This is a genomic window from Allomuricauda sp. CP2A, assembly GCF_001683915.1.
Lineage (GTDB): Bacteria > Bacteroidota > Bacteroidia > Flavobacteriales > Flavobacteriaceae > Flagellimonas.
The window spans coordinates 22,633-36,078 of the sequence record NZ_LXTT01000037.1 but is presented as its reverse complement, the minus strand read 5'-3'; the positions used below and the strand labels follow the sequence as shown (position 1 = coordinate 36,078).

The window sequence follows — 13,446 nt, the reverse complement described above, 5'->3', positions numbered from 1 at the left end:
TCTGATGCAATACCTGATATCAGAAATTTTACTTTTCCTTTTGAAAGAGCTTTCATCAAACTTGCTAATTTGCTTTTATTCTCCACTAAATCAAACTCATCAATTACAATCAATAGTTCTTCCTTTTTTTCTAATATTTCATTTTGAATTGTCAAAACAACATTTGTAAAAGTTTCTATTACTGATTTTTCCTCAATTGCTTTTTCAATACGTTTATCAGTAGAAGTAGATGAAACATTCAAAAGTTTTAAAAAGTTCAGACCAATACTATCTGAGGCTTGATGCTCTGTTGAAAATAGCCTTGTTTTTATGATTTTTTTAAAACCCTCGGGACTGGTTAATAATCTTTGCAATATTTGCTCAACATTTTGAGTCCCTGAATCACAAGTTATAGAAGCGATTTGGTAGTTGAAAAAATCTCTATTATATTTTTTATGCAAACCATGCTTGTAAATCAAATAGGTATTCCCTTCTGCTATCATCTTAATCATTGCAACAAACGACGACTTTCCGATACCTCTTTCTCCAAAAACAATTACACTATTTCCTTTTCTGCTTAAGGCTACTAGTGTTCTTTCGATATCTGACTTTCTTCCGGCAAACCATTTTGGGTCGTCAATTTCGTGACCCGGGAAAAAGGTATTATTTATATCTATAGATTTATTGAACATAATTGTCACTAAAATTACACGAACTTGTATATATAAGCATAAAACAGGTTCTACACACCCAAATAGGGCTATACCAACATCATCAACTAAATAAGGTGTTCCACTAAGACTTGAGGGAAGGGGAGTTTTGAGGTGTTAAAGTACCGAATTTCAGTCAATTGCAATTGTGTAAAAACCATAAAAAAACTGGGGTTTTTCCACAATTTACAGGGAACAATTGACAATGAGCAATTCTTTGGGTGAAGGGTTCAAGGCTCATGGTGCAAGGGTAAAGAGTGAAAGGACGAAGTGGGAAGAACGAAGTTGAAAGTTGCGAAATCCAAGAAAGAGGAGGTAAAGCTTAGGTTTTACCTTTCACCATTTACCCTTTTATCCCTTTTTCTTTTTACCATCCCCCGTAACCGTGTCCAACAGTCCGGCCTTTAGGTTGATCCATAGGTAATTAAAGAAGGACTTGTCGGTGTTGCGTTCCACTTCAAAGGAGCCATAACGGTAGCCCTCGGGGTCGGTGTCCGAGTTTTTTTTGGCAAAAATATTCACAACGGCGGTGAGCAGCTTGTTCACGCCCAAGCGGTCCTTTTTCAATACCACAAACTCAAATTGGTCGTAGTTCATTTTCATATCGCCCATGGATTTCACCTCATTGCCACTGATGGTAAAGTATAGTTGGTTCACGGTCCCTTTCACCTCGGCCCTGAGGTTGGTCTTTAAAAAGGGATTGATGGACTTGGTGTCAAAATCGGAAAGGCTGCCCGTAGCAATAAAGTCATTGGACATACTCTGGGGGTCAAAGGACCAATCCAAAGAGAAAGGGGCGTTGCCCATAAGCTTAGCTTGCGTGTTCACAGCGACCTTACCGGCTCCTTTGCTATGGAGGTTGGCAATTTGGGCGGAAATTTCAGTGAAGCGCAAACCGTTGGGGTCAACATCGGGCTCCACACGTTCCTCGTAGGTGAGTGTACCCTGCTGAATGGCGATGGTGTCCACCTGAAGGGCCACATCCAAATCCCGAAGCGCTTGGTTGTACAGTTTTTTGTGGGAGGTATCGTCTGGCAAAAGCTTGTCCCGGTACACCTGAAAGTTTGGTTCTTGGAGGGCCATGTGATGGATATGAAGTTTTGGCTGTTCACCCTCAAACCCAAACTGAAACTGTTGCAGGGCAATGGTGTCGATGGAAAGGGCATAATGATCATGCTCTTTTGTCAGTTTTTTGGACAATTCCTCCCGACTGTATTTGGACCGAAGCACAAAATTTTTGATGTGACTCCCATCCGGCGTAAATTGCAATTCCTCAAGTTGCAATTCCTCGTATGGCCCCATATCATATTGGAGGTTTTGTGTATGCAGTTGATATGTACCGTAGGTAAAGGGCAGCTTGTTTTTTGTAGTTTCTGAATCGAAATGGATGTTGTTTACCACTACATCGATGCCTTGGATGGATAGTTGGATGCTGTCGGTTGGGCTTTCCAAAATTTCCAATTGGCCATTGTTGATGCTGAAGGTTTTGATGTCAACCTCGGTTGCATCCTGACTTTTTGATGTTTTTTTGGGTGTCTTGGTGGAATCGTTTTGGGTATGTTGAAGCACTAAGACAGGCGCATCCAAATTGAGGCGGGAAAGCGAAATATTCCCAGCTTTGAGCAGGGCAAAATAGTTGAGCCCAGAGGCCTTTATTTTTTTGGCGCTAAGGTTGAACAATCGATCATGGTGGTCAAAACTGATGTCGTTTAGGGTAATGCTGCCCAAAAGCACATTGGTGCTGAGGGAGCCGTACTCCAAAGTCATGTCCTCAGGCACATTTTGGGCAAGGGCGGTTTTTACTTTATTGGTGAATAGGATTTGGGCCGTCACACCAAGAACCACCAGGGCCAAAATGACCCATAGGGTCACCATTCTTTTTTGTACGGTTCTACGTTTTAGCATTATAAGTTTTTGAGTGTACCGAACTATTGTTCTTCCCCGTCCAGTATAGGGGCCACATCAGATGGGGTTTTAATATGGAACGCCTTGTCTCCATTTAGTATGATGGGATTTTGGAATACTTGGGGGCTTTTCTCCAGAATATGGAGCCAATCGTTCTCATCGGGAATATTTGGTTTCTTGCCATACTCCGCTACAAAGTCGGGATGTTCGGTGTTGACCAAATTTTTGATGGGCAGGTTGAGGAGGTCGGCCAGTTCGGACCATTGCGTAGCGGTGACCTTGGTCTTGGCCACGTCAATCTCCAACACTTTTTTATCGGAAGCCCGCACATAGCCCAAGGTCTGCTTCCCGATGGAGGTGGCAGAACTGTAATAGAATTTTATTTCACGATCATTTCTGGAAATTACGCCCATTTCACCCATCAAATTATAGTTTCTTGTAAAGTTATCCAAGGGATGGGTTTGATTTAACGCTATCCATTTATTTGGTGTCTTAAAAGCATTTGGGGGCGTAAAGACATAAAAAAAGCGGAGCAATTGCCCCGCTTTCACAGAAACTACCTCAAAATTGACCATCCAAAATGATACTAAAAAACAAGGTGGATTTCCCCAACTGACTAACTTTGGGTAATTTCAGGCCCATGACCCGAGATATTATCGACATCAACGATTTTACCATTTTGGTGGAAGAGGCCAAGGCCGATGTGCCCATAACAGATTCATGCGTGTTTGACGAACCGGTGATAGCGGTGGCATTCTATGGTTCGGGCAATGTGGACCTTTCTGTAAAATATGTCGATACCCAAAAAGATTTTCAATATACCAAGGGATTGGCGCTCTCCTTCTATGCGGATGAAAAGGTGGTGTTTGAGCACAAAGTGACTTCGGATAAACCTTTGGAATGTATTGTGATTGCCACTTCACCCCGAAATCTTGCGAAACTTCCCAACGAGGAGGGGGAACTTTTTTCGGAAATGCTCAACCAATTGGTGAACCCATCGGACCATTATGTGGACGGCCCCCAATTTTTTATGACCCCAGAGATGCAATCCGTAGTGGACCAAATTTTTCATAACTCGTATGAAGGAAAAACCAAAATGATGTTTTTTCGGAGTCAGATTACAACATTGCTATCCCATTTCTTTGGACAACTGGCCTCGATGGACAAAACAGTCATCAAAGCATCCGAACGTGAGAAATTGTTCCAGGCCAAGGAAATTCTTTCCAACCAATTGGACAATCCGCCCTCTTTGACGGAGTTGTCCAGACAGATAGGCCTCAACAGTTTTAAATTGAAAAAGAACTTCAAGGAGATTTTTGGTGTTCCCGTGTTCAAATACCTTCAAAATGAGCGGATGGACAAGGCCCATGAGCTGCTCCGAAATCATGAAGTCACGGTGCAGGAAGCCGCTTGGCAAGTGGGATACGATAGCCTCAGTTCCTTTTCCAATGCCTTTGCCAAAAAGTTTGGATTCCGTCCCAGTGAAATCAGACGATAGAACAGCACTAATTTTGAGAGACGGCAAAAAGGCCCACTTTTTCTTCTTTTCCCTTTAGGGAAATGCTGCCCAGCGCGGCGAATGAATATTCACCGGAATTAAAATGATCGGCAAGCGTTTCAGACACCAAAAGCTCGCTGTCCAGCACATTGCACTGCCCTTGAATACGGGCGGCGGTGTTCAAGGTGTCCCCGTGATAGGCGATCTCCTTTTTGTATTTTCCTACTTCGGTAACGGTGACCAGGCCCAGGTGCATCCCCGCCTTAAAAAAGGGTAGAACACCATATTTTTTTTCATAGTAGTTGCGCTTTTTCGCCAACGCCAATTTGAAGTTGTAAAACGCTTTCAGACAGTTTTCGTTCTTGAGCCCGTTTTCCAAGGTCCAGGTCAGTACCGCTTCATCACCCACATATTGATAGATTTCAGCCCGGTTATTGGCGATGGCATTTCCGAGGTCGTTAAAGCAATCCTGAATCAATAAACTGTATTTTACGTGTCCCAATTGTTCGGCAAGCTGGGTGGAGGATTGTAGGTCCAAAAACATAAAAATACGTTCCTCTTCCCTGGGGTTAAAAAATTTCCCTTGTATCAGCTTTCTTAAATTGCCTTCCCCCAACATGAGATTAATCTGTCGTAAAAGGGTTAAAAAGACATCAACGGACAATACATAAAAATAAATTGCTCCACTACCGGCATCAATGGCAAAATCTACAATGCCCATGGAAGTGCCAAAATAGAATTGGTAAACCGTATACGCTCCCAAAATCAATAGGATCAAGAAGAGGATGCCATAGATCATGCGGAAAAGAAGAAGGGTGATCAAAGAGCGGTATTTTTGTACTCGTTCCTCCGTCAGAATTTGGGCAAACCCGGAAATCAGTCCTATGATGGGACCCAAGGTTATTGAGATCAATAGGCTGGAAAGCAAATCAAATTTAAGGCTGCCCATTTCTGTGGTGCCCACACCACGCACAATGCTCAGATACACAAAGGCAAGGGTCCACCCAATGCAATAAAACCGGATAATCCGCCACCTGCGGTTATTGATGAAAGCCAAGGTCATCTTCCAAAGTTATCCTTTTCAAACAAATCTTACTGCTTTTCAAACAAATAGACCCAGTGTGTTTGGTGCAATTTTGCCCCGTAATCCTAAAACAAATACAAAAATGAAATTCTTTAGAGCAGTATTTATCGGACTTATTATTTGGACTGTTGGCGTGGGCATTTTTTTGCTTTCCTATTGTATTCCGGTTATGGAGGATTTGGATTTTCAAGCCAATCTGGTTCTCTCTTTGACTGTGATACCCTTGGTTTGGATGGGTTCATGGTTCTACTACATGAAGGACACTAAAACTCATGGACTAAAGATTGGATTAGTGTTGTTCCTGACCAGTGCCCTGATGGATGCACTGATTACGGTTCCATATCTAATGGCTCCCTATGGCGGTTCATACTACAGTTTTTATGTCTCGCCTGGCTTCTGGTTGATAGCCATGGAGTTTGTACTTACCGTAGTTCTGTTTTGGAATTTCAAGGTAAAACCCACAACAAAAAAACAATCCATCCATAACAATTAAAATTTAATAGTAAAACAAGAAAAATCATGAAAACAAATTATTTAGTTCTCGGAGGAAAAGGAAAAACAGGACGTAAAGTTGCCCGGAAATTGACGGAATTGAATCAAAATGTGCGTGTAGGCTCACGTAGTGAGACCCCATCTTTTGATTGGGAAAATCCAGAAACATGGTCCAATGCGCTTGAAGGAATGGACAGGGTATACATCACTTTTCAACCCGATCTTGCGGTTCCCGGAGCCTTGGAGGCCATTGAAGGTTTTATGAAGGTGGCCCAGCAAAAAGGTATCAAAAAAGTGGTGCTGTTGTCAGGAAAAGGGGAGCGTGAAGCGGAATTGTGTGAGCAGGTGGTCATCAACTCTGGGGTTGACCATACCATTGTTCGGGCGAGTTGGTTCAACCAAAATTTTAGTGAAAGCTTCTTTTTGGATCCCATTTTGGCCGGTCACGTGGCCCTGCCCCAAGCGGAAGCAAAAGTACCTTATGTGGATACGGATGATATTTCGGATGTTGTTGTGGAAGCGTTGATGAACGACAAGCACAATGGTGAAATCTATGAATTGACAGGTCCTCGCTTTTTGACTTTTGCCCAAGTTGTGAATGAAATTGCTGAAGCTACAGGTCGTGAAATTGCATTTACCCCCATATCGCTTCCAGCATATACCAAAATGATGGAGGACTTTGGTGTGCCTTCGGATTATGTTTGGTTGATCAATTATCTGTTTTCTGAGGTTTTGGGAAACAAAGCCAATGAGATCATTACCCATGACATTGAAAAGGTGTTGGGAAGAAAACCCAAGGATTTTTCAGCATATGTAAAGGAGACCGCAGCCACAGGCGTGTGGAACCAAGGGGTAGAGGTGTAAACGAGGAAAATTACCGATCAAGGGCAAGTTACGACTTGTCCTTTTTATGGTTTAGGGATTTCCACAGCTTTGAGAAAGTTGTTCAAAGCATAGTCACCTATTTTTTTTCCCAAGAGAACGCTCTCTTCTGAATCATATCTAAAATGAATACCCAAATACACCCGGGATAGGGCAGCTTCATGAGCAGCTTCCGAGAAACTTGAAAAGGAACGGGTGGGGGGATCCATTTTTACCTTCTCAGAAAAGAGTCCAGCTTTGTCCACTTCTGGAGTGACCATGGTAAAGGCATACTCATCCCCTGTTCCCAAGGTACTGGCCAAGACGGTCATGGCAGCGCTACTGGCAGTTCCGTGTGCGGAAGGATAGGATGGAAAAGGATACGTATGCAAATGAAGGTTGTTCCACTCAGGGTCAGGTTCGGTATCTGGATTTTCATCATTTTCAGCCCAATGGATTGCCGTGTAAGGTCGCCAGTGGTTGTAATGGAATTTGTTGTCAAAAACATTGATGTAAGCATCGTAAACGGTCATGTTGAGTAGAGCAAACAGACGGCTTGCTTCCCAAAGATTTAGTTGTTCTTTTTCGATCAGTTGACGGGCAAGTCGGTTATGGGAATTCTCCACAAAATCTTTCCACCACATGGCCAAATGGGCTTGGTCCTTGGTTCGAGTGCTACTTTTTGTGCTTCCAACCTCTTTCACCTCATTAAATGCTTGGGTGTAGGATTCACTTTGGATTTCAGGTGGGGGTGGAGACCTAAAATAGTTCTGTTTGGGAAGCATAAAAGGTTCGGCTTTGGCCCATCCTGCCCCAAAAATAAAACCTTCAGGAGTGCCGCTATGTTCATTGAATTCGGCATAAACACCTGGAGCCATGGGATGCCATGTATATTCCGATTCCGTATCCCATCCATCATTGTACCGAACCTGAAGAATGGATATGGCTGTTGTTTCACCAAGATTTTTTGCAATTTCTTTTGTCTCTTTGGAAATATCCTTTATCCAATGTTCCAATTCTTCCTGAAGCGCTTCTTTTTCATTAGGATATTGATGTAACGCAATAGTGTAGGCGGCATAAGCTGCTGTTGCTAATGGGTCTCCATCTATTTTCTCTGAAGTAAAGTTGTATGAGGTGTATTTTGGAACAATGCTGTTTAGAGCATTGTGCATCGCAATGTGCATCAAGGAAAGTGTTCGTAGTCCTTTAAGTGTGGAAAGACCATCTTCCGCAATGGCCATGTCCATAACTTTTTCGTTCCATGCAATTACAATTTCAGGATTGTAATCCTCTGGATTGATGGTTTTTTCTGAACAACTTTGCAGTAAAAAAAGTGCAAGAAAGATACTTGTAAGCGAGTTGATAGATACATTTTTCATGGCACACAGAATATATTGACTAGAGTGTCGGGTTTTAACAAATCCATTATGTTTTGATTTGGGCAGTTAGGGGAGCTAATAGTAGGTGTTGGGAATCAACTATAAGATACTACAAATTTCTAAAAATCAATAGATTGCGATTATTTTTTAGATGAACAGCAACAAGTATTCGTACAATATCCCTGATAGAATGGCAAATCCAAAACTCAATAGGGTGCCAATAAGAACATACTCGGTCAGTTTACGGTTCTTGCCTTTGTTGAGGTCCCCAAATCGGAATACGGATTTGGCCGCGATCAACAATCCAATGGCCGCCCATTGTTGAATCAGAATAAAACCAAATACAAAAAGGCGTTCCAACATACCAATGTAGGTGCCGGCATTTTTAAGGGAGCCTCCTTCGCCGTTTTCCTCATCTTTTGCTATTTCATCAATATAGGGGGCCAACAACATGCGCATCAAAATACCGCAGACATAGGTAACGAACACCAAAAAGGTGATCATTAAAAGGTTTTTCTCGCCAAACACTGTACTGAAATCAATCTCAAATGGGGAAATCCAGTACACCATGGCGGCAATGACCAAAAGATGGAGGATTTGGTCCACCACAAACAACCAGCGGTAATTTTTTTCGTTGGTAAGGCTGAGCTTGCCCACATCTATTAAAAAATGGGAGACAACAATAATGGCCACGGCACCCAAATGTTGAAACTGGAGGATGAGCAATAGGGTCAATAGATGTATCCCAATGTGCCCATAGAGGTATTTGGATTTCCATTTGTTTTGGAGCTTGTCTTCCACCCAATGGCTGGGCTGTAGGACAAAATCACCTATAAAATGTGCCAGGATGAGTTTTAGTGCCAGTATCATAGTTGGGAGAGTTGGGATTGATAGAATTGAATCATTTTTTGGACTTCGTCAAAGCCGGCACGTATAAGGGCTTCGCTAATGGTGCTTTGTGACTTGCCCAAAATTGATGCGAGTTCTGTTTGACTCGCTTTGGGGTTGTCCAAGGCAGTTTTTACGACTCTGGCGGTGGCCGGTAGCCAACTGTCCATGGAAAGGGAGGCGAGTTGAAGCATTAAATTTATGGGGGTATCAAAATCTTGGGATGCTGATTTTAGGGCCATGGTTTGTTTTTTGAGATTTTCAAAGCATTCTCCTGAAAGCACAAATGCCGGCCCATTGGATTCGGTTATTTTTTGGGCATCATAGGTTTTTTCACCAAGCCCAATGGCTATCCGCACATCCATGTGGCGAATCTGCTTTATACAGGTCTTGATGTACACTGCGGCTTCCAGTGCATTTTCCGGATGGGTCTCCAACTGAAAACTATCACCACGGTAAATTTCCCAAGCTTTGGGTTCTTTTCCATATTTGCCCAAGGCTTCCTTTAATTGGGGCAGCCATTTGGTGGTTTTATGCGCCGATGAGTTTTTGATGTCTCCAGTAAGTATGGCAACCATTTTTTCTTATAAGGAATATCCGTTAATCAGCAGATATATGTAAATATCTGTAAAAAAGCCGATATATACAAATATCTGTAAAAAAGCCGATAATTTTAAATATCGTCAAAAAAGACGATACAATTGTTTTTTTCAATTTAACCAAAAGAAGAAGCCGCACCCATGGCAGGCGCGGCTTCTAAAAATCAACAAAAAACACTATCCTCTTCTTCTTCTCTCCTGCATTTTCTTTTCGCCGCGATGCGCTTTCGCGAATCGTAGTTTTTTCCAGGTTTGGTACTGCTCATCGCTCAATACCTCCTTCATTTTTTCCTGATGCGCAATTTGATGCTCCAATCTTGCATTCTCCCTTTCAAATCGTTCTTCAGGTGTGGGTTTTTCGCGTTCGCCACTTTCTCTTTTGGCTTTTATTTCCTCCCACTTGGCCTTTCTAAATTCAGCCTCATCCAAATTTAGGGTCATGACCTTCTGTTGCTGGGCCTTGGTCAAGTCTAGGGCCAAGGTCATTTTTTTGGTCTGCAAAGTGGCCATCTGTTCTGCGGTCATGTCCATTTTTGGACCTTTGTGCATGCTATGGCCGTGTTGCTTTTGCGCCAAGGCACTTAAGGAAACCAAAAGTGCCAATGCTACTGCTAATCGTTTCATATGTTTACTTTTTAATGATTTATAACTTGGACAGGGGCATTGTCCAATGGTTTAATCATTAAGTCGACATTTATGAAGCTTTTAACAGCGGAGTTTAAAGGAACTTATTTTTGTTCCTCTTCAAGTTCGGTTTTGGGTTTTTTCAGATCGTCGACATCATGGAACTGAGTTTCGACAAAGGTTTCTGAACTGATCTGTTCTTGGAATTTTTCCTGTTGTTCCACTTGGTAATAGACAAGGGAAGAAATCACAAAACAGGAAAAAAAGATGAGGCTTTTTAATTTGTAGGTCATGACTTTATAAGATTTGGGACTACTAAAGTAGTTAAACCTTCGGTTAATCTCCACGATATGTTGCGAAACGCTCCCAATACGATGTGTATGGGATAAAGTGCAAGGTATAACCGACAAACTACATGGTTTATAAACAAATGTATAAAAATAGTTGTAAATTCCTACAAATACGTAGGATTATTTGGGGTTCAAAATAGGTTTGATGTGTTCCATACAACCCGAATAGTTGACTTTATTGAAAATATTTTGGTCATGACGGGACATTTTAAATGGTGCAGTGTCTCCAAAGAAGCCAAAAAATCATCAAAACATTTCGTTAAATAACTCTTAACATCAAAATTTTTTGTTGAAAGACGAAACCTTTGAGAATCCTGCGTTTTACTGATGCTTTGCGTTGAAATGCTATATTTTATGGGGTCTGGGGAGAATCTAATTTTCGTAAAAAAATCTAAAAGGGTGTAACATTTTAAAACCATTATAGTCTTATAAGCATATCATCAATCACAAAATTCAATCAAAAAATGAACAAGTTATTAGTAATTTATGGATGTGCACTTTTAAGTAGTGTTGCCATAGCAAATGACCAACAAAGGACGGTGGTTACAGACACAGAAACAGACACCACAAGCACCTTGGAAAATGAGTTTACAGCGTTGAACATCAATGCTGAATGGAGTAAGGCAAATCTGTCTGATGGGACCAAAGATGGGTCTTATGAGTTGAATTTGGACGAAATAGTGTTTATAGAGGAAGAAACCGATTTGGATCTTGGTTTTGATACCGCCGATTATCTTCCCAAGGATTTTGATCCTTATAAAACCTATTTTGATTTGAATTCCATCATATACCTTAAAAGCGAAGTTGAACAAGAACTTGGATTTGATACCAAGTCATACCTTCCTGAAGGTTTTGATCCCTACACCCAAGTTGTGGATGTCCATGGCATCAACTATTTGGAAGATGAGGACATGGAATTGGATTTCAATACCCAAGATTACCTTCCAGAAGGGTTTTCACCCTATGAAGTATATGTGGATTTGAACGCCATCGCCTACATTGAGAACGAGGTGGAATTGACCCTTGGTTTGGACAGTGAATATGAACTCCCAGAAGGTTTTGACCCCTATACCAATGTTTTGGAAGTGACTTCCATCAACTATATGGAAGATGACAACATAGATTTGGGCTTTGATACTTCAAAGTATCTCCCAGAAAATTTTGACCCTTACGCAGGGACAAAGTAGTAGGATGTTTTAGTTTTCATTTTACAAATTTTTGAGTTAGTTAGTTATGAAAGGCCCTCCTTTGGAGGGCTTTTTATATGAAAGTCGATTTTTTATCGTTACAAATAGTGTAAGGTGTTGGTTAACAAAAAAATAACATGGTTGGTCAACAAAGCGTAAAAAGCAATGAAATGTGTTTAACGCTATCAATTTTGCAAGCTTTGGAAGCTGGCCTTATGGGTTTTTCACCGAATCTGAAAAAGGGTTGATAAAGTTGTTGTCGGGCAATTTTAGCAGGTTCGTTAACAAAAATCTAATTATGATAATCTTCACTTTAAAGGGTCATACCTTTGTGGTGTAAAAGCATATAAGAATAGAGTTGAGTTAGTTTCTTACTATTTTTTTGAGTTAGTTAGTTTGTCAATGGCCCCTCCAGTTGGAGGGGCCATTTGCGTTAGAACAATACTGGAACCACAAACTTGAATACCAAGATCAACAGTCCCACGGCAATAAGGTTCAAGATAACCCCCACACGGGCCATTTGGGCAATCTTCACATGACCACTGGCAAAGACTATGGCATTTGGTGGCGTGGCCATGGGCAACATAAAGGCACAGCTACTGGCAATGGTCACGGGAATCAGCAGATAAAGGATGGGAATGTCCAATCCAATGGCAATACCGGCCACCACTGGAGCCAAAACAGCCACTAGAGCCACGTTGCTCATCAATTCGGTCATAAAAAGCATCAAGAAAATCAATAAAGTGGCCGTAAGAAGAATACTGATCTCGCTTTGGGCTATGGCTTCGGCCACCATATCCACAATGCCGCTGGAGGACATCCCTTGGGCAAGGGCCAATCCACCTCCAAACAAAATCAATATGCCCCAGGCCAATCTGGAGGTGTCTTTCCATTCGATGATAAAATCACCTTTTTTAATGTTGTAGGGAATTGAAAACAAGGCAATGGCCGCAAAAATACTGATCATGGTATCCGTAAGTCCCAAAGAAGGGAAAACAGCATTGATGAGAGTCCTGAAAATCCAAAGAAAAACAGTGACGGCGAAAATCACCAAGACCATTTTCTCCTTTCCGGAAGTGGGCCCGAGTTTTTCCAATTCTGTATGAATGACCTCCTTGGAAGCATTAAACCTTAAATCCCGGTTGGGAAACATCCATTTCACCAAGACCAAATAACAAATGGCGATCATGATCAAAGAAAATGGCAACCCCAATGTCATCCATTTTAGAAAGGAGATTTCGGTATTGTACTCATTTTCCAAAAGCCCGATCAAGACAGAGTTGGGCGGTGTGCCTATTACGGTGGCGATTCCCCCTGCATTGGCCGAAAAGGCTATGCCCAGCATAACACTCAGCGCAAAATTTTGGTCGTTTTTGGTAAAACCATCTTCATCATTGATCAAAAGGTTGATGACGGACAGGGCAATGGGCAACATTACCACCGTGCTGGCCGTATTGCTGATCCACATGCTCAGGGAAGCCGTGGCAATCATAAACCCCAAAATCACCTTATTGGGTGTAGTGCCTGTCAACCTGATGATATTGAGCGCAATACGACGATGGAGATTTACCTTTTCCAGGGCCAGGGCCATTACAAACCCTCCAAAGAACAGAAAGACAATGGGACTTCCATAGTTGGCGCCAACTTCCGCAATGGGCAATATCTTAAGGATAGGCAATAACAATAGGGGCAAAAGTGCGGTCACAGAGATGGAAACTGCTTCGGTGATCCACCAGATGAGCATCCATACCGCAACGGAAATCACGGCATCCCCTTTTTCAGAAACCAGTTCTACGGGTAAATTGGTAAGAATAAGAAAGGCGATGGGCCCAAGGATGAGCCCTATTTTTTTGCTTAGTTCCATTTGGGTTTCTAAGCTATGCTTTTTTG

The 13,446-nt window shown here is 41.9% G+C and carries 14 protein-coding genes; 4 read left to right on the top strand and 10 right to left on the bottom strand.

The window, feature by feature from the left end:
• The 3 genes from A7D14_RS05285 to A7D14_RS05275 form a co-directional block, all read right to left on the bottom strand.
• Nucleotides 1-671: P-loop NTPase fold protein (locus A7D14_RS05285; protein WP_141673225.1), on the bottom strand; the 671-nt coding region annotated here is incomplete at its 3' end.
• A 369-nt stretch (nucleotides 672-1,040) separates the two neighbouring features.
• Complete coding sequence (locus A7D14_RS05280; RefSeq protein ID WP_067031020.1) at nucleotides 1,041-2,594, bottom strand: DUF748 domain-containing protein; 1,554 nt, start codon at nucleotides 2,592-2,594, stop codon at nucleotides 1,041-1,043.
• A gap of 23 nt (nucleotides 2,595-2,617) precedes the next feature.
• Nucleotides 2,618-3,169, bottom strand: a complete 552-nt coding sequence (locus A7D14_RS05275) for an arsenate reductase family protein (RefSeq protein ID WP_255307387.1) — start codon at nucleotides 3,167-3,169, stop codon at nucleotides 2,618-2,620.
• A gap of 65 nt (nucleotides 3,170-3,234) precedes the next feature.
• On the opposite strand from A7D14_RS05275, the gene A7D14_RS05270 reads away from it, so the two are divergent.
• On the top strand, nucleotides 3,235-4,092 hold the full coding sequence (locus A7D14_RS05270; RefSeq protein ID WP_067031017.1) for a helix-turn-helix domain-containing protein: 858 nt from the start codon (nucleotides 3,235-3,237) through the stop codon (nucleotides 4,090-4,092).
• Nucleotides 4,093-4,099: 7 nt separating this feature from the next.
• Here A7D14_RS05270 and A7D14_RS05265 read toward each other — a convergent pair whose 3' ends face one another.
• Nucleotides 4,100-5,155 (bottom strand): adenylate/guanylate cyclase domain-containing protein, encoded by a 1,056-nt coding sequence (locus A7D14_RS05265; RefSeq protein ID WP_067031014.1) that lies wholly within the window; start codon nucleotides 5,153-5,155, stop codon nucleotides 4,100-4,102.
• Between the two features lie 103 nt (nucleotides 5,156-5,258).
• Here A7D14_RS05265 and A7D14_RS05260 point away from each other — a divergent pair, with 103 nt between their 5' ends.
• Nucleotides 5,259-5,669: a DUF5367 family protein gene (locus tag A7D14_RS05260; protein ID WP_067031011.1), complete on the top strand. Its 411-nt coding sequence runs from the start codon at nucleotides 5,259-5,261 to the stop codon at nucleotides 5,667-5,669.
• Between the two features lie 26 nt (nucleotides 5,670-5,695).
• Nucleotides 5,696-6,532: an NAD(P)H-binding protein gene (locus A7D14_RS05255; protein WP_067031008.1), complete on the top strand. Its 837-nt coding sequence runs from the start codon at nucleotides 5,696-5,698 to the stop codon at nucleotides 6,530-6,532.
• 44 nt (nucleotides 6,533-6,576) lie between these two features.
• Here A7D14_RS05255 and A7D14_RS05250 read toward each other — a convergent pair whose 3' ends face one another.
• From A7D14_RS05250 to A7D14_RS05230, 5 genes are all read right to left on the bottom strand, one after another.
• Nucleotides 6,577-7,908 (bottom strand): vanadium-dependent haloperoxidase, encoded by a 1,332-nt coding sequence (locus A7D14_RS05250; protein ID WP_083157990.1) that lies wholly within the window; start codon nucleotides 7,906-7,908, stop codon nucleotides 6,577-6,579.
• A 147-nt stretch (nucleotides 7,909-8,055) separates the two neighbouring features.
• Complete coding sequence (locus tag A7D14_RS05245) at nucleotides 8,056-8,778, bottom strand: DUF3307 domain-containing protein (RefSeq protein ID WP_067031005.1); 723 nt, start codon at nucleotides 8,776-8,778, stop codon at nucleotides 8,056-8,058.
• Nucleotides 8,775-9,374: a transcriptional regulator gene (locus A7D14_RS05240; RefSeq protein ID WP_067031003.1), complete on the bottom strand. Its 600-nt coding sequence runs from the start codon at nucleotides 9,372-9,374 to the stop codon at nucleotides 8,775-8,777. Before A7D14_RS05240 ends, A7D14_RS05245 begins: the two co-directional genes overlap by 4 nt.
• 198 nt (nucleotides 9,375-9,572) lie before the next feature.
• Nucleotides 9,573-10,019: a hypothetical protein gene (locus A7D14_RS05235; RefSeq protein WP_067031001.1), complete on the bottom strand. Its 447-nt coding sequence runs from the start codon at nucleotides 10,017-10,019 to the stop codon at nucleotides 9,573-9,575.
• 104 nt (nucleotides 10,020-10,123) lie between these two features.
• A complete protein-coding gene (locus tag A7D14_RS05230) occupies nucleotides 10,124-10,312 on the bottom strand; it encodes a hypothetical protein (RefSeq protein WP_067030998.1) in 189 nt (62 codons plus the stop codon).
• 521 nt (nucleotides 10,313-10,833) lie between these two features.
• On the opposite strand from A7D14_RS05230, the gene A7D14_RS05225 reads away from it, so the two are divergent.
• Entirely contained in the window at nucleotides 10,834-11,556 is a 723-nt protein-coding gene (locus A7D14_RS05225) for a hypothetical protein (RefSeq protein WP_067030995.1), read from the top strand.
• 433 nt (nucleotides 11,557-11,989) lie between these two features.
• On the opposite strand, the gene A7D14_RS05220 is transcribed toward A7D14_RS05225, so the two are convergent.
• Nucleotides 11,990-13,420: an SLC13 family permease gene (locus A7D14_RS05220; protein ID WP_067031023.1), complete on the bottom strand. Its 1,431-nt coding sequence runs from the start codon at nucleotides 13,418-13,420 to the stop codon at nucleotides 11,990-11,992.
• Nucleotides 13,421-13,446 lie beyond the last annotated feature (26 nt).

Bases quoted from the DNA above. Each gene is read 5' to 3' on its own strand.
- A7D14_RS05280 (WP_067031020.1), bottom strand. From the start codon at position 2,594: ATGCTAAAACGTAGAACCGTACAAAAAAGAATGGTGACCCTATGGGTC.
- A7D14_RS05275 (WP_255307387.1), bottom strand. From the start codon at position 3,169: ATGGTCAATTTTGAGGTAGTTTCTGTGAAAGCGGGGCAATTGCTCCGC.
- A7D14_RS05270 (WP_067031017.1), top strand. From the start codon at position 3,235: ATGACCCGAGATATTATCGACATCAACGATTTTACCATTTTGGTGGAA.
- A7D14_RS05265 (WP_067031014.1), bottom strand. From the start codon at position 5,155: ATGACCTTGGCTTTCATCAATAACCGCAGGTGGCGGATTATCCGGTTT.
- A7D14_RS05260 (WP_067031011.1), top strand. From the start codon at position 5,259: ATGAAATTCTTTAGAGCAGTATTTATCGGACTTATTATTTGGACTGTT.
- A7D14_RS05255 (WP_067031008.1), top strand. From the start codon at position 5,696: ATGAAAACAAATTATTTAGTTCTCGGAGGAAAAGGAAAAACAGGACGT.
- A7D14_RS05250 (WP_083157990.1), bottom strand. From the start codon at position 7,908: ATGAAAAATGTATCTATCAACTCGCTTACAAGTATCTTTCTTGCACTT.
- A7D14_RS05245 (WP_067031005.1), bottom strand. From the start codon at position 8,778: ATGATACTGGCACTAAAACTCATCCTGGCACATTTTATAGGTGATTTT.
- A7D14_RS05240 (WP_067031003.1), bottom strand. From the start codon at position 9,374: ATGGTTGCCATACTTACTGGAGACATCAAAAACTCATCGGCGCATAAA.
- A7D14_RS05235 (WP_067031001.1), bottom strand. From the start codon at position 10,019: ATGAAACGATTAGCAGTAGCATTGGCACTTTTGGTTTCCTTAAGTGCC.
- A7D14_RS05230 (WP_067030998.1), bottom strand. From the start codon at position 10,312: ATGACCTACAAATTAAAAAGCCTCATCTTTTTTTCCTGTTTTGTGATT.
- A7D14_RS05225 (WP_067030995.1), top strand. From the start codon at position 10,834: ATGAACAAGTTATTAGTAATTTATGGATGTGCACTTTTAAGTAGTGTT.
- A7D14_RS05220 (WP_067031023.1), bottom strand. From the start codon at position 13,420: ATGGAACTAAGCAAAAAAATAGGGCTCATCCTTGGGCCCATCGCCTTT.